This window comes from Carnobacterium viridans (assembly GCF_900102725.1).
Classification (GTDB): Bacteria; Bacillota; Bacilli; order Lactobacillales; family Carnobacteriaceae; genus Carnobacterium_B; species Carnobacterium_B viridans.
Genome location: NZ_FNJW01000008.1, coordinates 380,082 through 405,018 on the forward strand (window position 1 = coordinate 380,082; position 24,937 = coordinate 405,018).

The 24,937-nt window shown below is 35.5% G+C and carries 23 protein-coding genes; 20 read left to right on the forward strand and 3 right to left on the reverse strand.

Annotation, left to right across the window (positions count from 1 at the left end; translation table 11 throughout):
• The first annotated feature begins 49 nt into the window (after positions 1 to 49).
• From BLT48_RS03240 to pyrE, 3 genes are read left to right on the forward strand one after another with little or no spacing between them, the layout of a single operon-like run.
• Complete coding sequence (locus BLT48_RS03240; protein WP_035023020.1) at positions 50 to 979, forward strand: dihydroorotate dehydrogenase; 930 nt, start codon at positions 50 to 52, stop codon at positions 977 to 979.
• Complete coding sequence (pyrF, locus tag BLT48_RS03245) at positions 969 to 1,694, forward strand: orotidine-5'-phosphate decarboxylase (RefSeq protein WP_089975203.1); 726 nt, start codon at positions 969 to 971, stop codon at positions 1,692 to 1,694. The genes BLT48_RS03240 and pyrF overlap by 11 nt, the downstream gene beginning before the upstream one ends.
• Complete coding sequence (gene pyrE / locus BLT48_RS03250) at positions 1,687 to 2,319, forward strand: orotate phosphoribosyltransferase (RefSeq protein WP_089975207.1); 633 nt, start codon at positions 1,687 to 1,689, stop codon at positions 2,317 to 2,319. Before pyrF ends, pyrE begins: the two co-directional genes overlap by 8 nt.
• A gap of 197 nt (positions 2,320 to 2,516) precedes the next feature.
• Here the strand turns inward: pyrE and BLT48_RS03255 are convergent, their stop codons facing one another.
• Entirely contained in the window at positions 2,517 to 4,226 is a 1,710-nt protein-coding gene (locus tag BLT48_RS03255) for an NFACT RNA binding domain-containing protein (protein WP_089975210.1), read from the reverse strand.
• 202 nt (positions 4,227 to 4,428) lie between these two features.
• Between BLT48_RS03255 and BLT48_RS03260 the strand changes: the two genes are divergently transcribed.
• The 11 genes from BLT48_RS03260 (at position 4,429) to BLT48_RS03310 (ending at position 13,536) form a co-directional block, all read left to right on the forward strand.
• A complete protein-coding gene (locus tag BLT48_RS03260; protein WP_089975213.1) occupies positions 4,429 to 5,127 on the forward strand; it encodes a carbonic anhydrase family protein in 699 nt (232 codons plus the stop codon).
• Between the two features lie 435 nt (positions 5,128 to 5,562).
• On the forward strand, positions 5,563 to 6,540 hold the full coding sequence (trpX, locus tag BLT48_RS03265; RefSeq protein WP_035023032.1) for a tryptophan ABC transporter substrate-binding protein: 978 nt from the start codon (positions 5,563 to 5,565) through the stop codon (positions 6,538 to 6,540).
• 28 nt (positions 6,541 to 6,568) lie between these two features.
• Positions 6,569 to 7,459, forward strand: a complete 891-nt coding sequence (locus BLT48_RS03270) for an ABC transporter permease (protein ID WP_035023035.1) — start codon at positions 6,569 to 6,571, stop codon at positions 7,457 to 7,459.
• A gap of 1 nt (position 7,460) precedes the next feature.
• A complete protein-coding gene (locus tag BLT48_RS03275; protein ID WP_035023036.1) occupies positions 7,461 to 8,279 on the forward strand; it encodes an ABC transporter ATP-binding protein in 819 nt (272 codons plus the stop codon).
• A gap of 151 nt (positions 8,280 to 8,430) precedes the next feature.
• Positions 8,431 to 8,877, forward strand: a complete 447-nt coding sequence (locus tag BLT48_RS03280) for a MarR family winged helix-turn-helix transcriptional regulator (protein WP_089975216.1) — start codon at positions 8,431 to 8,433, stop codon at positions 8,875 to 8,877.
• 70 nt (positions 8,878 to 8,947) lie between these two features.
• Complete coding sequence (locus BLT48_RS03285) at positions 8,948 to 9,262, forward strand: hypothetical protein (protein WP_035023040.1); 315 nt, start codon at positions 8,948 to 8,950, stop codon at positions 9,260 to 9,262.
• An 82-nt stretch (positions 9,263 to 9,344) separates the two neighbouring features.
• A complete protein-coding gene (locus BLT48_RS03290) occupies positions 9,345 to 9,863 on the forward strand; it encodes a type 1 glutamine amidotransferase domain-containing protein (protein WP_035023042.1) in 519 nt (172 codons plus the stop codon).
• A 440-nt stretch (positions 9,864 to 10,303) separates the two neighbouring features.
• Complete coding sequence (locus tag BLT48_RS03295) at positions 10,304 to 11,041, forward strand: methionine ABC transporter ATP-binding protein (protein ID WP_089975221.1); 738 nt, start codon at positions 10,304 to 10,306, stop codon at positions 11,039 to 11,041.
• Positions 11,034 to 11,720, forward strand: a complete 687-nt coding sequence (locus tag BLT48_RS03300) for a methionine ABC transporter permease (protein WP_089975225.1) — start codon at positions 11,034 to 11,036, stop codon at positions 11,718 to 11,720. The genes BLT48_RS03295 and BLT48_RS03300 overlap by 8 nt, the downstream gene beginning before the upstream one ends.
• Before the next feature lie 30 nt (positions 11,721 to 11,750).
• Positions 11,751 to 12,611 carry a MetQ/NlpA family ABC transporter substrate-binding protein gene (locus tag BLT48_RS03305; RefSeq protein ID WP_176944055.1) on the forward strand — a complete coding sequence of 287 codons (861 nt, stop codon included), beginning with the start codon at positions 11,751 to 11,753 and terminating at the stop codon, positions 12,609 to 12,611.
• A 319-nt stretch (positions 12,612 to 12,930) separates the two neighbouring features.
• Positions 12,931 to 13,536 carry an ECF transporter S component gene (locus BLT48_RS03310; protein ID WP_035023048.1) on the forward strand — a complete coding sequence of 202 codons (606 nt, stop codon included), beginning with the start codon at positions 12,931 to 12,933 and terminating at the stop codon, positions 13,534 to 13,536.
• Between the two features lie 32 nt (positions 13,537 to 13,568).
• On the opposite strand, the gene BLT48_RS03315 is transcribed toward BLT48_RS03310, so the two are convergent.
• The gene (locus tag BLT48_RS03315) at positions 13,569 to 14,546 is read right to left on the reverse strand and encodes a diaminopimelate dehydrogenase (RefSeq protein ID WP_089975228.1); all 978 of its coding nucleotides are present in this window, start codon (positions 14,544 to 14,546) and stop codon (positions 13,569 to 13,571) included.
• A gap of 473 nt (positions 14,547 to 15,019) precedes the next feature.
• Here BLT48_RS03315 and BLT48_RS03320 point away from each other — a divergent pair, with 473 nt between their 5' ends.
• From BLT48_RS03320 to BLT48_RS03345, 6 genes are all read left to right on the forward strand, one after another.
• Positions 15,020 to 15,685 carry a YrrS family protein gene (locus BLT48_RS03320; protein ID WP_035023053.1) on the forward strand — a complete coding sequence of 222 codons (666 nt, stop codon included), beginning with the start codon at positions 15,020 to 15,022 and terminating at the stop codon, positions 15,683 to 15,685.
• 186 nt (positions 15,686 to 15,871) lie between these two features.
• Complete coding sequence (gene ypfJ, locus BLT48_RS03325) at positions 15,872 to 16,741, forward strand: KPN_02809 family neutral zinc metallopeptidase (protein WP_089975232.1); 870 nt, start codon at positions 15,872 to 15,874, stop codon at positions 16,739 to 16,741.
• A gap of 44 nt (positions 16,742 to 16,785) precedes the next feature.
• On the forward strand, positions 16,786 to 18,024 hold the full coding sequence (locus BLT48_RS03330; protein ID WP_089975235.1) for a GTPase: 1,239 nt from the start codon (positions 16,786 to 16,788) through the stop codon (positions 18,022 to 18,024).
• 324 nt (positions 18,025 to 18,348) lie between these two features.
• Positions 18,349 to 19,035: a SatD family protein gene (locus BLT48_RS03335; RefSeq protein WP_089975239.1), complete on the forward strand. Its 687-nt coding sequence runs from the start codon at positions 18,349 to 18,351 to the stop codon at positions 19,033 to 19,035.
• Complete coding sequence (locus BLT48_RS03340; protein WP_089975241.1) at positions 19,036 to 19,782, forward strand: DUF3307 domain-containing protein; 747 nt, start codon at positions 19,036 to 19,038, stop codon at positions 19,780 to 19,782.
• Between the two features lie 168 nt (positions 19,783 to 19,950).
• Positions 19,951 to 22,845, forward strand: coding sequence for an insulinase family protein (locus BLT48_RS03345; RefSeq protein ID WP_089975244.1), 2,895 nt, complete (start codon positions 19,951 to 19,953; stop codon positions 22,843 to 22,845).
• A 1,068-nt stretch (positions 22,846 to 23,913) separates the two neighbouring features.
• Here BLT48_RS03345 and BLT48_RS03355 read toward each other — a convergent pair.
• Positions 23,914 to 24,843 carry a manganese-dependent inorganic pyrophosphatase gene (locus BLT48_RS03355; protein WP_035023067.1) on the reverse strand — a complete coding sequence of 310 codons (930 nt, stop codon included), beginning with the start codon at positions 24,841 to 24,843 and terminating at the stop codon, positions 23,914 to 23,916.
• Positions 24,844 to 24,937 lie beyond the last annotated feature (94 nt).

The window sequence follows — 24,937 nt, forward strand, 5'->3', positions numbered from 1 at the left end:
GTAAGCATTTTTTGAACAAGGATAAAAACAACTAAACGGGGGTTAGAAAATGAATCGCTTAGCAGTAAAACTACCAGGGTTAGATTTGAAAAACCCTATTATGCCGGCCAGTGGAACATTTGGGTTTGGGGACATCTATTTAGATCAATATGATTACACTGTATTAGGAGCCATTGTCATCAAGTCAACGACAGTTGATGCACGAGAAGGAAATGCGAATCCACGTTATCATCACTTGAAAAATGGCGTTTTAAATGCGGTAGGCTTAAAAAATCCAGGAGTGGATGTGATCGTAGCTGAGAAATTACCGCTGTTAGCTAAATTTGATACACCTGTGATTGCGAGTGTGGCCGGTACAACAATTGAAGAATATATTGAAGTTACAAAAAAACTATGTCAATCACCAATCGTTCGTGCACTTGAAATCAATGTATCCTGCCCCAATGTCAAGGAGGGTGGGTTAACATTTGGTTCTAAACCTGAATCAGTATATGACATCACAAAAGCAGTAAAAGCTGTTTCTACGGTTCCGGTTTATATTAAACTGACACCGAATGTAACTAACATTGTTGAAATCGCTCAAGCTGCCGAAAAAGGCGGAGCAGACGGCATCAGCATGATCAATACTTTATTGGGAATGAGCATTGATGTTGAGACAAAAAGACCGATTTTAGCAAATAAAACAGGCGGACTTTCCGGTCCAGCAGTAAAACCAATCGCTATCCGTATGGTGTATCAAGTATCTCGTGCAGTTTCCATTCCAATAATTGGAATGGGCGGTATTTCAACCGTTGATGACGTGCTTGAGATGTTTATGGCTGGTGCTAGCGCAGTTGCAATCGGTACAGCTAATTATGCTAATCCAATGATTTGCAAAGAACTGATTGAAGCGTTGCCTAAACGAATGGATGAACTCGGTATTGAATCGATTGAATCACTAATGAAAGAAGTAAAGGAGAGGCAAATAGATGGAAAGTAGACCAATCATTGCCTTAGATTTCTCGACTCTGTCTCAAGTAACTCGATTCTTAGACCAGTTTAAGGGTGAATCGTTATTTGTTAAAGTCGGTATGGAACTGTTTTACCAAAATGGTCCTGAAATTGTAACGAGTCTTAAACAATTAGACCATGATGTTTTTTTAGATCTAAAGCTGCACGATATTCCGAATACTGTTCAACGATCAATGAAAGGACTAGCAGCTATGGGTGTTGATATGATCAATGTCCATGCTGCTGGCGGAAAAAATATGATGGAAGCTGCAATAGAGGGTTTACTTTCTGGCACTCCAACAGGGCATCAACCGCCTAAAATGATTGCAGTCACTCAATTAACTTCTACAACACAAACTATGATGCAGCAAGACCAGTTAATTCCTGTATCCTTAATGGAAAGTGTTCTTCATTACGCTAAATTAACTCAGTCAGCTGGCTTAGACGGAGTGGTTTGTTCGGCACTAGAGGCAAAAAGTATCAAGGAAGTTACTGGAAACGAATTTTTATGTGTCACGCCTGGTATCCGTTTAGCTGGATCAACTGTTGGCGATCAAAAACGAATTGCTACGCCAGCGAGTGCTAGAGAAAGTGGTTCATCTATGATCGTTGTTGGCCGTCCTATTACACAAGCAGAGGACCCGGTTGCTGCCTATCATGTGATTAAAGAACAATGGCAAGGAGGCAATAAGAATCATGACTAGAGAAAAACGTATTGCTGAACAACTACTATCGATTGATGCAGTAAGCTTAAATCCAACAGATCCTTTTACCTGGGCTAGTGGACTGAAAAGTCCGATTTATTGTGACAATCGTATTACGATGAGTTATCCAGCCGTAAGACGAGAAATAGCGCAAGGATTAGCTGAAATGATTACTACCCATTATCCAGAAGTAGAAGTCATTGCCGGAACAGCTACTGCAGGCATTCCACATGCTGCATGGGTAGCTGACTTGCTTGATTTACCAATGGTGTACATTCGTAGTAAGGCAAAAGATCACGGTAAAGGAAATCAAATCGAAGGTCGACTATCAGGGAATCAAAAAATGGTTGTAATCGAAGATTTGATTTCTACCGGTGGAAGTGTCATCGAAGCTGCACAAGCAGCAACTAGTGAAGGAGCTCAAGTTTTAGGAGTTGCAGCCATCTTTAGTTATGAACTGCCACAAGGAAAATATAATTTTACCGAGAACAAGATAAAATTAACGACACTGACTAACTATTCTTCTTTGATTGAAATAGCATTAGAAAAAGGAATCATTGATGAATCAGAAAGAGACCTTTTAAAAGAATGGAAAAAGGATCCAGTGAATTGGTTGAATAAGTAATAAAGAGCTGTTTAACTAATAGCGTTTCTTCTTCAAAATAAAATTCATTCTGGAATTTTATTTTGAGTTGAACTAATGCACCTTTTTTCTCTTGGCGGCCTAGTTTTAAAACACATTCTAACACCTATAAACGAAAAGTTATAGGACAAAAAAAGTAACGCACGTCTAATATAAATTAGGCATGCGTTACTTTAGTATTATACTTTTAAGCGATTAACTAACTCTTTATCTGGGGTAACATAGACTGTACGTTGACCTTCATAAATCACAAATCCAGGTTTTGCTCCATTCGGTTTCCGAATTTTTTTCACGTCGACATAATCTACCGGAACAGATGCAGACAGCTGCGATTTTGAGAAGTAAGCAGCAATATTAGCCGCTTCTAAAATTGTTTCTTCGCTAGGATTAGCAGACTGAATAATCACATGCGAACCGGGAATGTTTTTTGTGTGCAACCAAACATCTGATTTCCGTGCAGTTTTAAGGGTTAATTGATCATTTTGCAAATTATTTTTTCCTACTAAAATTGGTGTGCCATCGGAAGAACGGTAAAGATCCGGTTGACTTAATTTAGCTTGTTTTTGTTTTTTCTTGGATTTCTTTTTCTTCATATAGCCTTGTTGGACCAATTCTTCTTTAATGTCCGCAATATCTTTTGGAGTAGCTAATTCTAGTTGTGTTGAGACAGACTCCAAATAATCGATTTCTTCTTTAGTTAAGCGCATCTGCTCATTGACATAGGCAATAGCATTTTTTAATTTTTGGTATTTCGAAAAATATTTTTGGGCATTTTGAGAAGGTGTTTTTCTAGTGTCAAGAGGAATAGTCATTGGGTTTTCCTCATCATAAAAATTGGTTAAGGTGACTTCTTTTTGTCCTTTAGTCATTGTATAAAGGTAAGCTGTTAGCAATTCGCCTCGAACTCTGTAATCATCGGCCAGTTCGGTTTCGTCCAATGTGTTTTTGAGTTTTTTCATCTTTTTCTTATTGCGTTGAAGCTCCGTTTGAATCAAATGAATAAGATCAGAACCTTGTTGTTTAACCCGGTCTCTGTCCGCTTTGCTCTCATAATACTTATCTAACAGTTCACTCAATGTAGGATAACCCACATGTTCTCCTTCGATACTTAAATAAGGAAGCGGAGTGAAGAATTCTTTTTTAGAACCGATTGTTAAGGTCGGAGAGATGGTTCCACTGCGCACAGTATCAATAAATGAATCAAATAAAACTGATAAATTTTCCACATTATTTTCACTACGGTAAAAGAGTTCTTTAGCCGTATCCGCACCAATCCCTTGGTAAACATGCTGCAATCTGTTTTCATACGGCGAATTAGGATCTTCAAAAGAAGTCAATAATTCAGTTAATTCAGAACTGCTTGTTTCAAATGGATTCAACTTATCTTGGTGAGGTGGAGATTGGTAAGTAGCACCAGGCATAATAAAACGATATGAATTTTGACTCGTTGGTACATGTTTAATCGTATCTAATATACGCTGTGTATCTTGCTCTATTAGAAGAATATTACTGTGCCGGCCCATCAATTCTACAATCAAGATAACATTTTGAACATCGCCAATTTCATCACGGCTCTTGAACCTGAAATGAATGACACGGTCATTGCTTACTTGTTGAATATCTTCTAGGATTGCACCTTCAAGATGTTTTCTCATAATCATACAAAAATTTGAAGGAGAGCTAGGATTCTCATAAGGAATCTCTGTTAGTTGAATACGCGCATAGCTTGGGTGAGCTGATAAGAGTAATTTGTGATTTTTCCCATTTGCTCGCATAACAACAATTATTTCGTTTGGATAAGGTTGATGGATTTTTGAAACTCGTCCGTTTTTTAATGCTTCGCTTAACTCATTTACCATCGCATGGGTAAAAATACCATCAAATGACATGTATTTCCCTTCTTTCTTTCATAATCAATTAGGTGAACTGATTCTATTTAACTTTATAAGTAAAGCAAACTTAATCGTGCTGTATTTATCAGTATACCATTTTTTTATTAAAAATGGTTAGTAGAAATTCGGATGCAAATAGTTGCATAGTAAGAATAAAAAAAGATACAATAACTATTGGAAACTCTAGGAGGGAAAACAAATGGAATGGAATTACCAAGGAGATAGAGGTCCAGACAATTGGAAAACCATTTGTTCGGCCTTTTATCAAGCAGAAACAGAAAGTTTGCAATCGCCAATCGCATTAGATGATAATCAAACAAACTTAACGAGCTCACAGCATTCACTGAGATTTGATTACAATAGAACGTTATTTGAATCGTCGTTTTTTAACCATACGGTTCATTTATCGCCAAAAACAAATGAAAAAGTAAACTTTGTTACCTTTAACCATAAAAAATATTTTTTAGAAGATTTACATTTCCATTTACCGAGTGAGCATGAAATCAATCAAGAATCTTTTCCATTAGAATTTCATTTGGTGCACCGTTCTGTGAAAAATGATCTTCTCGTTGTAGGAGTCACTGTACTGCCTTCAGAACGCCCGATGAATACTGTATTAGCAGTAATAGATGAGAAGGCTTTGCATCCGCGTATCGCAGAAAGAGGTTTGACCGTTCCAATCGAATTAAAACGTCTGTTGCCAGAAAAAAAACAGTTTTACCATTATACTGGATCATTAACTACGCCTCCAACGTCAGGTCCAGTAGAGTGGATCGTATTCCGGCACCAAACATATATGAGACAAGGTTTACTTCAAGCCTTTAAACGAAATGTTGGGAAAACAAATAGACCACTACAACCTAGATCAGGCCGACCAATTTACTTATCAGATTGTTAATGGTTCATGTAATTCTCATTTTATTGCTTGACACGTTAGAAGACAACTAGTAAGATTGTCATAATAGAAAAACAGCAAAGGAGTTCTCAAGATGCTAAATAACTTATCTTATAATGGACAATTGAATAGCAGTTGGCAAAGCCAAGATAGATAGGTTGATCCATGAGAACGCTCATAGATGCAACCTTCAGTGTACTGAATGTATGTATCTATGTTGGTTTATTTGAAGACAAGCTAGACTTCCAATCCACATAGAGAGAATATTTAATTCTATTTCTATGTGGATTTTGTTTTGCATAAAAACAGCTTCCACGAATTATTTGTGGCAGCTGTTTTTTTTATTTTGATTACTGGGGTGTGTACAATGGAAAAGAAACGATGGCGACTTTGTTGTAAGGCTAAATAAAATTTAATCACTATTGGGGGATGAAGGATATGAAAAAAATGTTTGGCTTCATTATATGTTTAGTAGCACTTTTAACTGTTGCCTTTTTTACTACTAAAACTGAGACAGTTACAAAAAAGGAAAAACCGATGGTTGGTATTCTACAACTGACAAGTCATCCAGCTCTTGACCTCATTTATAAAGGAATTGTAGATGAGCTAAATGATGCGGGTTATATTGACGGGGAAACAATGACATTGGATTTTCAAAATGCTCAAGGGGACCAAAGCAACTTAAATTCGATGAGTACTCGATTTGTTAGTAGAGGAGCTGATGTGATGGTCGGTATAGCAACTCCTTCAGCTCAAGCATTAGCGAACAGCTCTCAAGATATTCCTATCGTATTAGGTGCTGTTACAGATCCTGAGGGGTCTGGATTAGTTAAAAGCAATGAAGCTCCTGGTGGGAATATTACGGGGGTGAGTGACTTAACACCCATTAAAGAACAATTTTCTTTGATCAAAGAAATTTTACCAGAAGCTCAAACAATCGGTATTTTATATTCATCAAGTGAAGACAATTCCATTGTACAAGCTGATCAAGCCATTGAGATTGCTGAAGAAATGGGATTGGATACTCAAGTCATGACGGTTTCTTCAACGAACGATGTTGCTCAGGTAGCATCTACCTTAGCTGCACAAGTTGACGCTATATGGGTACCTACCGATAATACGATAGCTAGTGCAATGAACACATTAGTGTCCGCTGCAGATTCAAATCTGATCCCAGTTTTTCCAGCTGTAGATACTATGGTAGAAGAAGGCGGTTTAGCAACTGTTGGATTAGATCAATACGAATTAGGTCGTTTGACCGGTGAAATGGTAGTAGCTATTTTAAATGGTGATGCAGATCCTTCAACGACTCCTATTCGCTATCTCGATCAAGGGAATATCATTATCAATGAAGAAAAAGCTGAACAGCTTGGTATTACTATTCCAACTCAGGTATTGGAAAAAGCTAAAGAATAGCTTACTTAACTAGAATGGGGGAAATCAAATGGATTTAATTGTTACAGCAACAGCACAAGGATTATTGTGGGGCATGATGGCTTTAGGCATATTTATTACTTATCGTATTTTAGATTTACCAGATATGACAGCAGAGGGTTCCTTTCCTTTAGGAGCTGCAGTATGTGCTCAACTGATTATTTCAGGCGTTCATCCTTTAACTGCAACCGCCATTGCCTTCGTCATAGGAGCTTTGGCTGGTGCAGTTACCGGGTTTCTTATTACAAAAGCTCATATTCCTGGATTATTAGCAGGAATTTTAACGATGACTGGTTTATATTCTATTAATTTGCGTATTATGCAACGAGCTAACTTGAGTTTACTTGGAGAGGCTAGATTAACGGATTTCTTTACTAGATTTAATCTACCTAGCCAATTTGATACGATTTTCTTAGGAATCATTCTTGTTTGTATCGTGATTACATTATTGGTCTTATTTTTCAAAACAGAATTGGGTCAAGCTGTTATTGCAACCGGTGATAATGAAAAAATGGCACGTTCATTAGGAATTTCTACCAATCAAACTAAAATACTCGGACTTATGCTTTCAAATGGACTGGTTTCCGCTGCAGGAGCACTTATTGCTCAAGACAATGGCTATGCTGATATCAGTATGGGTATTGGGACTATCGTTATCGGTCTAGCATCAGTTATTATTGGTGAAGTGATCTTTGGAAACTTATCTTTTGTTAACCGTCTGATTTGTGTCATTTTAGGAGCGATTATTTATCGTTTTATCATCATGTTCGTCTTACTGGTCGGATTACAGCCAAATGATTTGAAACTTATTTCAGCAGTCATTTTAGCTTTCTGTTTAGCATTACCAAGTATACGTGCAAAATATAATTTGAATTTCTTCCAAAAAAAGGAGTTGTTGTAAGATGACTACTAGTACACCAGTTTTATCATTAAAAGGACTAACGAAACAATTCAATAAAGGAACGCCAAATCAAAATACCGTATTAAATGATTTAACCTTAGAAGTAAAAAAAGGTGATTTCATTACGATTATTGGTGGAAACGGAGCTGGGAAATCGACATTGCTAAACAGCATTGCTGGCAATTTTATGATCGATAAAGGTTCTATCCTGTTGGGAGAGAAAGATTTAACTCCTTTGAAAGAAGAAAAACGTGCGGGATCAATTGGTCGTGTCTTTCAAGACCCAGTTATGGGAACCGCTCCTCGAATGACTGTAGGTGAAAATTTAGCTATTGCCTATCGTAGAGGAAAGAAACGTTCTCTTCGAAAAGGAACATCGGATAAAGAGCGGGAGTACTTTAAACAGGTCTTAGCTGAATTAGGCTTAGGTTTAGAAAACCGTTTGGATAGCGAAATGGGATTGTTGTCTGGTGGTCAACGTCAATCTATTGCACTGTTAATGGCAACGATGAATAAACCAGAACTTTTATTATTAGATGAGCATACAGCAGCGTTAGATCCTAAAACAGCAAAAGTCGTTTTAGAACTGACTAAAAGACGAATTGAACAAGAAGAGTTGACAGCTCTGATGATCACACATAATATGAACGATGCGTTAAAATATGGCAATCGATTGATCATGCTCGATGGTGGAAAAGTGATTGTTGATTTATCTGGAGAAGAAAAGAAGAACTTAACAGTTCCAGATGTACTGGTTCTTTTTCAAACAGCCACAGACTCTAACAGTCAATTATCGGATGAGCTTTTATTAAGTCGTTAAACAATTGACACTACCAAAAATATAAGGATAACAAATAGTCCAAGACAATTGTCTTGGACTATTTTGTTTTATTGTACAAATTTAATCGATAGTTGTATAATACACATATATTAGTTGTATGATACAATTGACCCTAGATAGGAGCGTTTAGATGGATAATCATCCTGAAATACCGATACATTCGTTGATTCACCGTTTCACGGAATTTAGTCAAAATTATGTCAAATTAGAAAAACAATTACTTGCTAAACATAAGATAACTAAATCAGGATTCTTGATTATATCTTTTATAAAAGATGAAAAAATAACTTTAAATGAATTGACCAACCATTCTGAATTAGATAAATCAACTTTAAGTCGTCAAATTAAAGCATTAGAAAAAAAGGGGTTTATTTTAAAAGAACAAGGAACCGACAAAAGAGTTAGCCAACTCTCAGTAACTCCTGAAGCACGACAATTGCTTTTAATGGTTTCATTTGAACTTGAGAAAGCATACAGTACTATTTTTAAAAGTTGGCCTGATGATGAAAAACAACTCTTACTTGTTTTAATGGGCAGGGTCAATCGAAGCATTCAATCTTTCCAAGTAGAAAAGTAGAAGATTTTTGCAATTCACTCAAAAGCAGTTACAATTATGAATGAAGTATGAAACCAAAGGAGACGAATACATGGATCCAAAAACACTTAATGGTTTATCGAAAGATGAATTGATAGAACTTATCATCAGTCAGAGTGAAGAGCTGAAAGAGCAAGATATTCATTTAGAAGCCGAAGTAGAAGAAAATCGATTTATAAAAAGTTTAGGATTTGTAGATGGATACAAAAATTATCAAAATTATTTTATTCGCTTTTTTGAAGATGAAAGTGAAGGAACAGCTAAAAAAGGAAGCATCTTTTTAGGTATCTTAGAAGATTTTATCAACGATTATGGAAGCGAACCCGTTCGGGAATTAACGGAAGAGTTTATTGAAGATCAGATTTAAGTTATCCAAGATTTGCACTCCTTTAGTAGAATTGATAAACTAGTGCTAGTCATATATTGAATTGTTGAGGAGGAATAAAGAGATGTCTGTAGAAAACAAAAAGATTATTGCTTTAGTCAGTGATGATTTCGAAGATTTAGAATTATGGTATCCTGTCCTTCGTTTAAGAGAAGCTGGAGCCGTCGTTCATTTAGTAAGCGAGAATAAAGATACCGTTTATCATGGGAAGTATGGAGTGCCGGTAACGTCTGATTATAGTTTTGAAGAGATTATTAAAGAGGAATACGATGGCATTTTAGTTCCTGGAGGATGGTCGCCAGATAAATTAAGACGTTTTCCAAAAGTTATTGAATTTGTTCAATATTTTGATCAACAAAAGAAACCTATCGGACAAATTTGTCACGCTGGTTGGGTATTGATCTCAGCTGGAATTCTTAATGGAGTCAATGTTACGAGTACTCCTGGAATTAAAGACGATATGACCAATGCTGGAGCTATTTGGCATGATACACCAGCTATTACAGACGGACATATCGTTTCAAGTCGCAGACCACCAGATCTTCCTGACTACATGAAACAGTATATTGCATCATTTGAATAAACGAACTCAATAGAAAAAGGAACCTGACAAAGCGTCATGTTCCTTTTTCTATTGAGTTTTTTTAGTGCCCTAGATTATGTAATAATAAGAAAAACTGAATCCAATTTACTAAAGCATTAGTATTCTTTATTTACTCTACACTAAGCATTAGTACTTTAAAAAATATATAAAAACAATATTGTTTTTATTAAATCTTCTTTTAGAAAAACAAACTCCACAAAAACGCTCTGTTTCAAGTTTTACTAAATTATGTTTTTTTATCCATTTAAATAATTAATCCTTTTATTGCTTCTAATTTTAAAAAAAACTATACTAATTTTTGTGTGAAAGAACAGAATGCTACTTAAGTTCTCTAGTTTAACGAGATGAAATGACTCTTGCGCTAGTTATCTATCTTAATGAACAGGAACAATTTCATAACAATAGGAGGCGTTTCTGAATTGATTGAATTAAAAGGGGTCTCAAAAGGGTTCATTGGACAAAATGGTGCATTCAAAGCCGTTGATCAGGTGAGTTTGTCTATTGAAAAAAATGAACTTTTTGGTGTTATTGGAGAAAGCGGAGCAGGAAAGTCAACCCTATTGCGCTTTATTAATGCTCTAGAACAGCCGGACGAGGGACGGATAATTGTTGACAATGTAGATGTTCAGCAACTATCTAAAAAAGAATTGCGACTCTATCAAAAAAAAATTAGTATGATTTTTCAACAATTTAATTTACTCAGCAATAAAACGGTTGAAGAAAACATCCTGTTGCCGTTAGAATTATATGATTACAAACAGACTTTACCGATTGAAACCGTATTGGATTTTGTCGGATTGAATGATAAACGCACCAGTTACCCTGCTGAGCTTTCTGGTGGACAAAAGCAGCGTGTCGGTATCGCGCGTGCATTGATTACACGGCCGACAATCCTGCTTTGTGATGAACCAACTTCTGCTTTAGACCAGGGAACAACGAAGGAAATCGTCGATGTGCTAAAAAGAGCTCATCAAGAATTCGGAATGACTGTAGTAATTGTGACGCATGAGTTAGAAGTGATTAAAGAATTATGCTCACGTGCTGCAGTGATCGAAAAGGGACGATTGATTGATACTATTCAAGTAACCCGTAAAAATGAGCAGAAAATCTTTAAGTCATATCACCAACGGGCGTTGGAGGTGTTAGGTAATGTCTGATTCGTTGGAAATTTATTTTGAGCGCGTGATTGATCATGCTCCAAATTTGATAGAAAGCCTCTATGAAACCGCCATTATGATGGGATTTTCTATGGTTGCTGCTATTCTTTTAGGACTGCCTTTGGGAACCTTGCTCTTTTTAACGGCAAAAGGAAAACCAATGGAAAATAATTGGCTCTATCAATTAGCCAATATTTTTGTCAATATTATCCGTTCATTTCCCTTTTTATTATTAGTGATTGCCATGCAGCCAGCTATTCGTCACTTCTATGGACGTGCAACAGGAGATCCAATTGCTGCATCATTTCCAATGATGCTTATTGCAATCGTACTTTATGCACGTTTTGTTGAGCAGTCCCTGCTTGATGTGCCTAAAGGCGTAATAGAAACGGCTCAGTCTATGGGCGCAACTATCCCTCAACTGGTTTGGAAATTTTTATATGTAGAAGCACGGAGTTCATTATTGATTGGGTTCACTACAGCTTTTGTTAGTTTTATTTCCTATTCTACTATTATGGGAGTTGTTGGGGGAGGGGGAATTGGAGATTTTGCGATTCGCTATGGCTATCAACGATATGAAACCGATATTATGTATACAGCAATCATCATTATTATTATTTTTGTCGTCTTAGTGCAATGGTTAGGACTAAAAATTGCGCACAAGATCGATAAGAGGTAACAAAATTTATTTTCAAAAGGAGAGAGTTTAATGATAAAAAAAGGTTTATTTTTAAGTAGTTTGGCATTAGTTCTAGCAGCATGCGGTACAGGGAATTCAGATTCAAATAGTTCATCAGAGGTTGTTACTACTGATGGATCGGCTGAACAAGAAGAAATCGTCATTAAAGTAGCATCACATTTGCCACCGATGACAGACATTGTTGAAATAGCTGGAGAGGTTATTGCTGAACCCTATAAAGTGGATTTAGTCGAAGTATCCGATAATATCCAATACAATGAAGCTTTACTTAATGATGAGGTAGATGCCAACTTTGCACAGCATAAACCATTTATGGAAAAATTCAATACTGAACGTGAAGGAAATTTGGTGGCTCTTCAAACGATTTATAATCCAGTTGTAGGTTTTTATTCTCCTGTTTACGATACAATCGAAGAACTTGAAGATGGAGCTGAGGTAGCGATTCCTAGCGATGTTTCTAATGAAGCTAGAGCTTTGTCTATATTAGATCACTACGAAGTGATTACACTGGATCCTGAAATAGACAACCATGAAGCGACTGTAGAAGATATTACAGAAAATCCTAAGAATTTAACATTTACACACATTGATTTATTAAACTTAACAGGTGCATATGAAGATGGAGTAGAACTGGTCTTTAACTACCCAACTTACATTGACAGTATTGGATTGAAAACAGAAGATGCTGTTTTATTAGAAGATGATGATGAATATACCTTTGCGCTACAATTGATTGCACGTGAAGACAATCAAGATTCTGCTGAAATTCAAGCGTTGCTCGAAGCTTTTACATCTCAAGAAGTTTACGATTACTTGGATGAATTATCAAAAATCGGACATTTAGAGCCAGCATTTGAGCCAGCTAAGTAAATAAAAATAAAAAAATAATTTTTTAATAAAATGGGAAAAGTTCCTAGATTTATGCTTCAAAAATATAAGCAAATGCTTAATTTTGAAGCTCAATACATTAGGACTTTTCTCTTTTTGTATGCGCAAAGACATTGTTTGCTTAATAAAAGAGTAATATTAACGGCAGAAATGAATAGTTAAATCATACTCAGATAGGGAATAACTCATTCTTTAAATGAGTTGAAAACTAGAGAGATTTATAATGATATTATTTACCAAATAATGTAAAATAACAGTATATACACAGAATATCGGTTTTTCCAAAGAAAGAAGGGTTAAGATGTACCAAAAAAATAGGAGCGCTTATCGAACAGCTATCTTAGGTATTCTTACAGCTATTATTATTATTCAAAATTTTGTACCATTATTAGGATACATTCCTATTCCTCCCTTAAATCCTACAATCATTCATATTACGGTTATTGTAGTATCCATTACACTTGGAACAAAAGATGGAATGATTATTGGGTCTGTTTGGGGAATTACGCGTATGATTAAAGCCTTTACGATGCCAGCTTCACCGTTTGATTATTTTTTATGGAGGAATCCTATTATTGCGATCCTTCCGCGTATTCTTGTTGGTTTTGTAGCTGGGTACACGTATAATGTATTAAAAAAAAGAGTAGCTAAAGATTCAACAGCAATGATTATTTCTTCTATCTTAGCTTCATTAACAAATACAATAATGGTATTAGGATTGATTTATGTTATCTATGGTGAGACTTATGCTTCACTGTTAGAAGTAGACTATTCAAATTTGCTGGGAGTTTTAGGGACAGTTGTGTTAACAAATGGAGTAGGCGAAGCGATAGCTGCTGCTGTTATTGCACCTATTATCGCACGTCCTTTAAAGAAATTTAGTATGCAAAATTTAAAAAAACCGTAGAAGAGATAAAATCTTCTACGGTTTTTTTTCTATTAGAGTAATTCTTTTCTTAATTGTGCAGGAGATTTATCTGATAGGTAAGTCATTGGAACATCCAATACACTAAAAGCGCCCGTTTTTCCTTCTTGCTTAAACTTAACTGCGGCTCTTGCATAAGCCACCAAGATAGAAGAAGTAAATTCAGGGTTACTTTCTAATTCAAGTTGGAATTCAGCTTTTTGCTTACTTCCGGTCTCAGATTCTCCAGTTCGAATAACAAATCCACCATGAGGCATTTTTTGGTGGTCTTGTTCAAATTGTTCTTCGGTAATAAAATGGACAACTGTTTCGTAAGGTTCAAAATAATTTGGCATGGTTTTAATTGTATGCTCGATCTCTGATTGATTTGCTCCTTCGTCAGAAACGATGTAACAAATCCGCATATGTTTTTCTCGAGTGGTAAGTTCAGGATTTTCACCTTTACGGACTTCGTTTAAAGCTTGATCAAGAGGAACAGTATATTGAACCCCTTTATTTACTCCAGCAATACGACGAATAGCATCTGAATGTCCTTGACTAAGGCCTTTTCCCCAGAAAGTATACGTTTGTCCAACGGGTAGAACTGCTTCAAATAATGCACGGTTAAGCGAAAATAAACCTGGGTCCCAACCTACTGAAATAATGCTAATATTTTGACCGCTATTAGCAGCAAGATCTATTGCATCAAAATATGCTGGAATTTCCCCATGATTATCATAACTATCAATGGTCGAAAAATGTTTTGCCAGTTCTGGTCCTTGTTGCGGCAAGTCAGTGGCTGATCCGCCGCATAATAGTAAAACATCAATCGCATCTTTGTAATCTAAAATATCGTCTATACTTACTGTAGGCAAGTTTGAGTCTACATCTGCAGGATTACGTCTAGTAAAGACCGCAACACCTTCCATATCTTTAAATTGACTAATGGCTAGTTCAACCCCTCTACCAATATTGCCGTAGCCGACTAAACCAATTCGAATTTTTTGAGTCATGTCAGTTATCTCCAATCTATAGTTGAAATGTTGTCGTTCACTTTTTAGTATAATAGATATTAAACCATATTCCAATAAAGGAATTAAAAATATGAAGCACTGATGTTTGCATTAGCTATTGCAACTCTTGTTTTAAAAATCTCGTCAAACAAAAAAAGTAACCGTCTAAGCTTTAGCGAGTAGGACGATTACTTTTGTATGATGTTCTATAGTAGCTGCCGTCTTTAACGGTTCTATTCTAAAGAGGGGTATGTTGATGCATATCTCTCTTTTCATGTATAATTTAGCATGGTTTGTTGGCTTTTTCAAATGAAATCACTATTTTAACCTTATTACAAATAAATTAAAAATTACAAACGAAACAGAATAGTAATACTAGCTTAACGTATTTAATCCATTTCAATGGTATACTACTTAAGTAGTTTTCAAAAACGAAGACAAAGTAAATCATTTCAAAGATTGGGGAAATAAGTATGAAGGACTCTAAAGAAAACAAAAAAAATACTCGTTCAAATAAATACGATAAGGAAAGAAAGACGATAAAAATATTAACTTTTGCAGTTGTGATTGCTGCATTGGTAGTAGTATTACTAATCGTTATGTCACTTTTTAGTGGGGGAGATGAACCTCAAGAAAGTGCAACTGAAAGTTCCAGCTTAATAATTAAAGACAGCGTCGAATCAACCCAAAATGAATCTCAAAGTTCTGAGAGCAGTTCTGAAAGTAGCTCTGAATCAGAATCATCCGAAAGTGAATCGAGCGAGTCAGAAGAAAGTGAAGAATCTGATTCAGAGTCGGTTGAAACAAATGAAACAGAACCTTCAGACGATAATGTATCAGAAGCATACACAGGTGACTGGAAACCGGTAGCAACAGAACAACAAGGAGATCATACGACAGATTTTAGTAATGGTTCTCAAGATCGTATTGAAATCAAAAAAGCTGCTTCAGTTGCAACAGGTTTAAATGAATCAGATATGATTGAATGGTGGGTTGAAAATGGTGGGGCAGAGCAAGTAGTAGCGACTGTTTCAGATAGTAGCCAAACAAAAACGTACCGTGTTTACTTGAGTTGGGTAGATAATCAAGGATGGCAGCCAACAAAAGTAGAACAACTAAAACAAAATGATAAACAATAAATTTAAAAGCTGGTATTAAAGCGAATGATTGCTTAGTACCAGCTTTTTTTTCGTGTATTTTAATCTGATCTATTGAATAGGGATAATAAGAAGCTTAACAAGCGCTTTTTATTTCTGTTCTGAGTAGAAAAAATGATATGATAGTCTCAAGTATCGATAACTTAAATGTATGGGAGGAATGAGACTATGCGCTGGAAAGATAGAAGAAAAAGCAATCATGTAGAAGATCGTAGAGGAAAAAGTACTGGTGGTAAGACGTTAGTTGGGGGTGGAATAGGCGGGGTCCTTATTCTGTTGGCGTTCACATTTTTAAGCGGCGGAAATTTTGGTGATTTTTTAAATTCCGTTGTATCGGATCCTGGTGGAAATACAGCGACCATTTCCTATCAAGAAACCGAAACAGAATCTGAGCGAGCTGATTTTGTTTCGGTAGTCCTAGCAGATACAGAAGAGGTTTGGACGGATGTTTTTCAAGAGTATGGATATGAGTATCAAGAACCAACTTTAGTGCTTTTTTCTGGATCAGTTCAGTCAGCGTGTGGTGTCGCAGGTTCTTCAACCGGTCCGTTTTATTGTCCAGGAGATGCTAATTTGTATATTGATTTAAGCTTTTATGATGAATTAAGCCAACAGTTCAACGCTCCAGGAGATTTTGCAATGGCTTATGTCATTGCTCATGAAGTAGGTCATCATGTTCAAACGCAGTTAGGACTGACAGAGCAACTAAATATCTTACGAAACGAGTTAAGTGAAACAGAATTTAATAAATACCAAGTTCGTTTTGAGCTACAAGCAGATTATTTTGCAGGAGTTTGGTCAAACTATGCTCAAGGGTTAGGCTACCTAGAAGAAGGAGACTACGAAGAAGCTATTAACGCTGCAGGTGCAGTAGGAGATGATCGTCTTCAACAACAAGCACAAGGATACGTTGTTCCTGAAAGTTTTACTCATGGTACTTCTGAGCAAAGAATGTATTGGTTTGAACGCGGATTTGAATCTGGTAATTTAGAAGATGGAGATACATTTGACGGAAATGCTAAATTTAAACTTCCATAAAAAAATTCTAAATTTCAGTGTAAAGTCAAACTAGGGAGGTTAAGATGAAAAATTTAGATAAGAATTTTAATATGGTACAAGACATCTTAAATAAAACAGAAGAAGAATTAAAAAAAATGAACCCAGTCAATATTATGGTAGTAGGAAAGACTGGGGTAGGCAAGAGTACCTTAATCAATAATTTATTTAGAGAAAACCTTGCATTAACCGGTATCGGAAGACCGATTACGAAACACTTAAGGCGTATTTCTAAAGAAGGAGTCCCATTAGTGTTATATGATACTAGAGGACTGGAATTAAGTCTTGAAGTACAAAAAGAAATCAAAAGCGAGATATTTGACACGATTAAAGAAAATAAAAAACTAGGCATCCAAGGAGAAATACACCTTGCTTACTACTGTATAAATGCAAATTCTTCACGTATAGAATCAACAGAACTTGAATTAATCAGCGAATTGAGTGAAAAACTTCCAGTTGTCATTGTTTTAACACAATCAATTGGTGAACCGGCAGCAACATTTAAAACATATATTGAAAATCTTAATTTGCCGATTTATGGGGTAGTATCTCTTATGGCCGAAAATTTCAAATTAACGGAAGAAATGTCGATACCAGCATTTGGATTAAAAGAATTGCTTGAATTAAGTTTTGAAATCATACCAGAAGAAGCAAAAAAGGCTTTTAACAATGCCCAACAAGTAGATATTGCACGAAAAGCGAACTCTGCTCGCAGTTGGGCAACGAGATATATTGCTACTTCATTTGGAGTAGGATTTTTACCGATTCCTTTTTCTGACGCATCTGTTCTTGTACCTATGCAAGTAACATTATTGGCTCATATTACGGCTATCTTTGGTATTTCAATGGACAAAGCCACTATTGCAAGTCTTGTAGCAGCAATAGGAGGGACTGGGGGAGCTACTTTTGCTGGAAGGTACATCGTTTCAAATGTGATAAAATTGATTCCTGGAGCTGGTACAGTTGTTGGAGGACTCATTAGCGGTTCAACAGCAGCAATCATGACTACAGCTCTTTCTATGAGTTATATCGAGGTGTTAGCAATCATAGCTGCCGGAGAAAAAGATGGAAAATACCCAGATCTTAAAAATATTGAAAAATTAATGAAAGAAAAATTCCAAGCACGTCTTAAAAAAGGCGCTAAAATCAATAAAAACCTTGATTTAACAACTGATTTGTCAAAAGAAAACTTAGAATTAGGCGATGTAAAAAAAAATCATTTTTTAAGTAAATTTAAAAGGTTAACCAAGCGAAAAAAATCTTAAAATGATTCATAAATACATTTTGTCTTAAGTTAAAAAAATAGCAAAAATACTTTAAAACCAAAATAATTATTTTGGTTTTTTCTTTAATTATACTAATTCAGCGGTATATTGAACGGTATTTAAAATTTTCCAAAGCATTCTTACGCTTATTTAACGTAAACTCAGCATATATGTAGTTAACCATAATTTAATTATGTTAACTAAGTTGAATAATTTATCACTAATTAATAAAATCTACTCTAAAGATGCAGTCTTAGATGAATGTTATATAAAGATTCATTTTGAAGTGAATCTTATGGTATAATCAAAAAAAGAGGTGATTAGATGACCAGACAAACTGTGGGGACTCCATATGCAGCCATTATAGGAGATATTAAAGACTCTCGTAAAATTTCGAATCGAAAAGAAGTACAAGAACAATTTTATTCTATTTTACAAATAATAAATGAGAAATATGCAGAGGACATTGCTTCTAATTTCATTATTACTTTAGGAGACAGCTTCCAAGGATTACTAAAAAATAAACAAGTGATTTTAAGTATTATTTTTGAAATCGAATTGGCCATGGCTCCCATTGAATTACGATTTGGCATTGGCTTAGGCAATATCAGTACAATGATCCAACGAGATAATTCTATGGAGATGGATGGCACAGCCTACCACCGCGCAAGGCAAATGATTGAAACCATTGAGGGAAATGAAAATAAATATACCACAAGCGAGACCAATATGATGATTTGTTCCGGAGAAAGCTACCAACAAACAGATCAGCTATTGAATACTATTCTGTCACTGGCCACAGCATTGAAATCAAAGTGGTCTGCTAGACAAAAAGAAGTTATGTATGTTTATTTCACGCATGGAGAAAATCAATATAAGACAGCTGAAGAATTAGGGATTGGCCAATCTAGCGTTAACAAAGCTCTGAATACAGCGAAATACTATACCTATAAAACAGCTTTGATACACGCTAGCCACTTTTTAATACAGGATATTGAGGATGATGAGTAGTTGAATCAAGTCGTATGGATAGTATTATTTATCGGACATATCTTGGGAGACTTTTATTTCCAAACGTCTGCGTTAGCTAGAGAAAAGGAAGCATCTGGTAAGAAATTAGTGCTCCATTGTTTTATCTATTTGATCACTATGGTAGGGGTGATTATTCCTATTTTTAGTTGGCCTTTATTAAAAGTGGTCATAGGAATTTCAGTGCTGCATTTCATGATTGATGGTCTAAAATTTGTGATAACGAATTGCTTTTTCATTCATAATAATAAAGATACGATTATCTTTCTAGTAGACCAAGGGTTACACATCCTTGTGTTACTTGCGGCAGTTGTTTCTATCACAGTATCTTCTATAAAGATTGAATATATGCTAGGATTAGAAACCTTGTCGAGCAGTTTAGGTTTGGATATGAACACTATTTTATCCTGGATACTGATTCTATTGGTGATGATCCGGCCATGCAGCATCACAATAAAAAAAGTATTGAATCACTATCGTCCAACCAATGAAGAACAAGTAGATGAGGGAATCCCAAGTGCGGGAGCATTGATAGGTATTTTTGAACGTTTCTTTATTTTGCTGATGCTGTATGCTAATCAATTTACTGCTATTGGATTTGTTCTGACAGCGAAGTCTATTGCTCGGTACAATAAAATTTCAGAAAATCCTCAGTTTGCGGAATACTATTTACTGGGAACCTTATTGAGCACTTTGTTGATTATCGTCAGTTACTTTTTTATTTTCTGATGATGCAACTGTAAAGGAATTAATTGATGAGATTCGTTTGATGTTGAATTATTGGACTCTGGAATAGGTATTTAAATAATCAAGGTAGCTTTTGTTCCCTTATGTATTATAAACTATAAGGACAAGGTGTAGAATAAAGTTATTATGCATAAGGAAAAGGAGAATTCTATGGTATTTAAACAAATTGAGACACAAGAGTTACCGGATATTCAATCCGTGGGAACCATTTATGAACACGTTGAGACAGGAGCAAAGGTTCTTTATCTAGCAAATGACGATTCCAATAAGGCATTTACGATAGGGTTTAAGACACCTCCGTATAACGATAACGGAATTGCTCATATCATAGAGCATTCCGTTTTAAATGGATCTGAAAAATACCCTTCAAAAGAACCATTTGTTGAATTAGTCAAAGGGTCATTGAATACGTTCGTCAATGCAATGACTTTTTCAGATAAGACAATTTATCCAGTTGCTTCTACGAATAAAAAAGACTTTATGCATTTAATGAGTGTTTATTTAGATGCTGTGTTTAAGCCGAACTTTTACGATAATGCACAAATATTAGCGCAAGAAGGTTGGCATCATCATTTAGAGTCAGCAGAAGATGACCTGATTTATAAAGGCGTTGTTTACAATGAAATGAAAGGGGCGACAGCCTCTCCTGAAAGACAAGTTCAACAGCATTTGACTCATCAGTTGTACCCCAACAGTATTTATCGTCATGAATCTGGTGGAAGTCCAAAAGCCATCCCTAGTTTAACACAAGAGGAATTCGTTGCTTTCCATCAAACTTGTTACCACCCAAGTAATTCTCTGACTGTCTTATATGGAGACATTGAGGAAAAAGAAACTTTTGCTGCATTAGAGGACTATTTCAGTGGCGCAGGCAAACAGAGTGAAAAAGTCAACTTATCTTTTGAACCAACTGTTCCTGATGATGCTGTATTTGAAGATACTTACTCAATAACTGCAGGGGATAACCCTGAAGGAAAAGATTATTTGGCTTTAGGGTGGCATGTGTCTGAACCGAATGATGTACTGGATATGTATGGACTAGAGGTTTTGGAAAAGATTTTATTTGGCAATAATCAATCACCGCTTAAAAAAGCTTTGTTGGATGCGGATATAGGTGGGGACATAATAGGTGGCGTTGCTGATTTTGGTTATCCAACGGGATTTATGATTACTGCTAAATATTCTGATGCTTCTAAGATGACTCGATTCAAAGAAGTTGTTCAAGAGACTTTAAAACAGTTAATGACTGAAGGGATCGATGAAGGGCTGATTGATGCAGCGTTGAATAAAATAACTTTTCAAACGAAAGAAGCGGCTATTTCGGAAGACAACCCACGTGGAGTCATTTATGCCATCAATGCTTATCAATCTTGGTTGTATGACAAGAGTCCTTATGTGAACTTGCAATTCTCGGGCTATTTGAAAGAACTAGGAGAATTGGCAGGTAAGGGGTATTTTGAGCACCTGATCAAAGAAAAACTAGTAAACAATCCTTTGCGTACTGCAGTGATTTTAAAAGCTGAGCCGGGTAAAAGCGATCAATTGGAAGCAGAATCTCATCAGCAATTGCAAGAATATAAAGCTAATCTATCAAAAGAAGAAATCGACAAAATGGTAGCTCAAACACAAGAGTTGATCAAGCGTCAAGAAGCGCCGGATAAACCGGAAGATCTAGCAAAGATTCCAACACTGACGAAAGAAGATTTAAGCACACAGGTAGAAGAATATCCACTAACAGTAATTCCTTTTAATGAAGGAACTCATTTTTATCAGGCTGAACAATTCACTTCCGGCATTGACTACCTTAGCTTGTACATTGATTTGAAAGATGTTGCAGCTGAAGAATATCAATGGTTGAGTTTATTGAGTCATCTGCTGGGTAAGCTAGCCACTGAGAAATATGATGTCGCAACTTTGCAGCGTCAAAAAGATCTGTACACAGGCGGCATTTACGGAAAGATAGACATTTATGAAGATAAAGCAGGACAGTTGCAGCCTTATTTTATTTTACGTGGAAAATCTTTGGAATCTTCTTTTGAGGAGTTGGTTTCATTGCTGCATGAAATCGTGTGCCACACGCAATTTGATAATAAAGATGAGATTTTGAAAATCACTCAACAGCTGATTTCTAATTTCGAACGACGCATTAATTCCAGTTCCCATGCTTTAGCTGCAAATCGAGCATTGAGTCAAGTAAAATCTTCGGCCAAATTAAATGAACGGATCAGTGGAATGGATCAATTCCAATTTTTGAAAGACATTCGTGCTGATTTGCAATCCGATAAGTCAAAAGAGGTAACAGAGCGTATCATGCAGACAGTAAACGGTTTGCTGAATAAAAAGCGCTTGAACATTTTATACGTTGGTGAGAAAGATCGAGGAGTAGTGGTCAAAGAAAAATTACAAGCAGCATTTTCTGAGTTGACTAGTGCTGAATTAGGTGAACCAGCCGTTATTAAGCCGGGTGCAAAGCAACATGAAGCTTATGTCACTGCTCAAGACGTGAACTATGTAGCTGTTGCTTCAAATGCCAACGATAAATTTGACTACACTGGTGCGGCGAAAGTATTGGCAACAGCTATTCGTTACAGTTACTTGTGGAATGAGATCCGTGTCAAAGGTGGTGCTTATGGTTCGCTTTATAACCATCAACGAACTGGTCAATTTGCCTTGAGTTCTTATCGTGACCCCAATATCCGTAAAACGTTGGAAACATATAAAGGTTTGCCTAACTATGTAGCACAAATGGAGTTGTCTGACAGCGAGTTATTAAAATACATTATTGGCACGATCAGTCCCATGGAACAGCCGAAATCAGCTTTCAGCAAAGGTTTAACTGCATTCAATCGTCTAAAAACAGGCGTGACTCGTGAAGAGTTGGTTCATTTGAAGGAAGAGATTCTAGCAGTTGATTCAAATGCCTTACAGATGCTTAATAAGGGTCTAAACAGTGTGTTGGAAGAGAGCACGGTGGTCGTAATAGGGAATAAGGCCCAAATCGAAATTGAAAAAGACTTATTTGATAAGGTATACGAACTGTATTAATAAAAGAGTGTCTATTAGTTACTGAAATAAAAACAAGCATAAAAGTTAGATGAAAGTAAGGGGAGAGAGGAGAGAAGGCTATTTCTCCTCTCTTTTTACGTCGAATAATAGGCGAGAGCATCACTAATTAAGGAGTCTTATCGTTATTGTACAAACAGAAGACCGATTTTCAGATGTTCCATATCATTGTAGTAAAGTCGATCTTAATCATTTGGCTTTCCATACAAAATCACGGCTTTAGATCGATAAAATGACAAAAAACTGGAAGAAAAAGGCATAATAATTCTGTATCCTAAAAAACACCCATTTGCAGGAGGAACAAATTATTAGGCTGTTTTCCTTGAAGATCCAGATAGAATCAAATTAGAGTTGATAGTTCCTGAATAAAAAGCCATAAAGAAAGCTAAAAATAAATTGATATTTATAGCTTTTTATAACAGTTTAATCTAGATAAGCTTATCCAAAGAATAATTAGCCGTTTTACTATTTCTTGAAGTTCGTAAATCTATCAAAATTAATTTCAATACTAAAACGTAAACCTAAGTCAGCAAATTATAAAAAGATTTAAAACTACAGGAATCAGTCTGTAGCTAAATTGAAGTAAATTTAAAGCTGTCTAAAGTTTTAAGTAAAGAGAAAGTTGTTTGCAACATTTTTCTCGTTAGCATAAGTTTGTTTATCCAAGTATTATAAAAACCAAATTCATTTTTGGACTAATTTGAATTCGGTTTTTATAAAAAGGATTGTTTATGACTAAAAGAGAGAAGAACTAGAATAATTGGACTGCTAATCATTTTGCTAATTTTATCTTTTTTCTAGTTTACATAATATATATTATACAAAGTAGGTATTTGGTTTAAATTTAAGATTCAGCCTATTTCCGTGTCGATTTTGAGCACTTTTAAGACTCATTAGCATTCTTTTGTTGATTATTGTCCGTTAATTGCTTTTAAATGACTTTTAGTTCTTATTCTTTTAATACACAAACCGTTTAAGTATGTTTCTTCCTTTATAAAACGAAAAAAGCTAACTCATAACTAAATTAGTCATGAATTAGCTTTTCTTTTATTATTTTGTTAATGCTTCAGTTAATTGTGGCACAACTTGTTTTTTCCGTGAAACCACACCTTTTAATAAAGCACGATTATTTTCTAAAGAAATATTAAAAGCTTCTTCTACTGCATTGATTGGATTTCCTAATGCTAAGATTACTGAATCACTGTCTAAGATGTTTGTCACAACTAAAATAAATAAATCATAATTTTTAGCTTGATTTTCGTTTAACATCTCTTGTTCCAACTCTGATTGGATTGAAAGAACATCATTCACATCTACTACATTAATTTGTGCAATACGAACATTTTTATCAGCCATTGGGAAACTTTTAGCATCCATATCTAATAATTCTGCTGCTGACTTATCGCTTAAGTTTGTTCCAGCTTTCAACATTTCTAAGCCATATGTGTCAATGTCAACATCAGCAATAACTGCAAGTTCTTTTGCAATAGAAATATCTTCATCTGTACATGTTGGTGATTTGAATAGTAATGTATCTGAAACAATGGCAGATAACATTAATCCAGCAATGTCTTTAGGAATTGTGATGTCTTTTTCTTTAAATAATTTAGCAATGATTGTATTTGTACATCCTACAGGTTCTGCACGATAATACAATGGATTTGCTGTTTCGAAATTAGTAATACGATGATGATCGACGACAGATAAAACTTCCACATCTGCAATGTCATTTACACTTTGTTGAAATTCGTTGTGATCTACAAGCATAACTTTATCCGTTTCATTTGCAACTGTCTCTACAACACGTGGAGCGTCAACTTTAAAATAATCTAAAGCATATTGTGTCTCCTCACCTACTTCTCCTAATGCGACGGCTTCTATTTCAAAACCTAGTTGTTTTTGCAGGTAAGCAAATGAAATTGCAGATGTAATCGCATCTGTATCTGGATTTTTATGACCAAAAACTAAAACTTTACTCATATTATTATCTCTCCTTTAAACTATAACTAACATTAAAATTTTATCTCAAATGAGCGAGTTTAGCTAGTATTATGTTTATTTTCATAAAAAAATG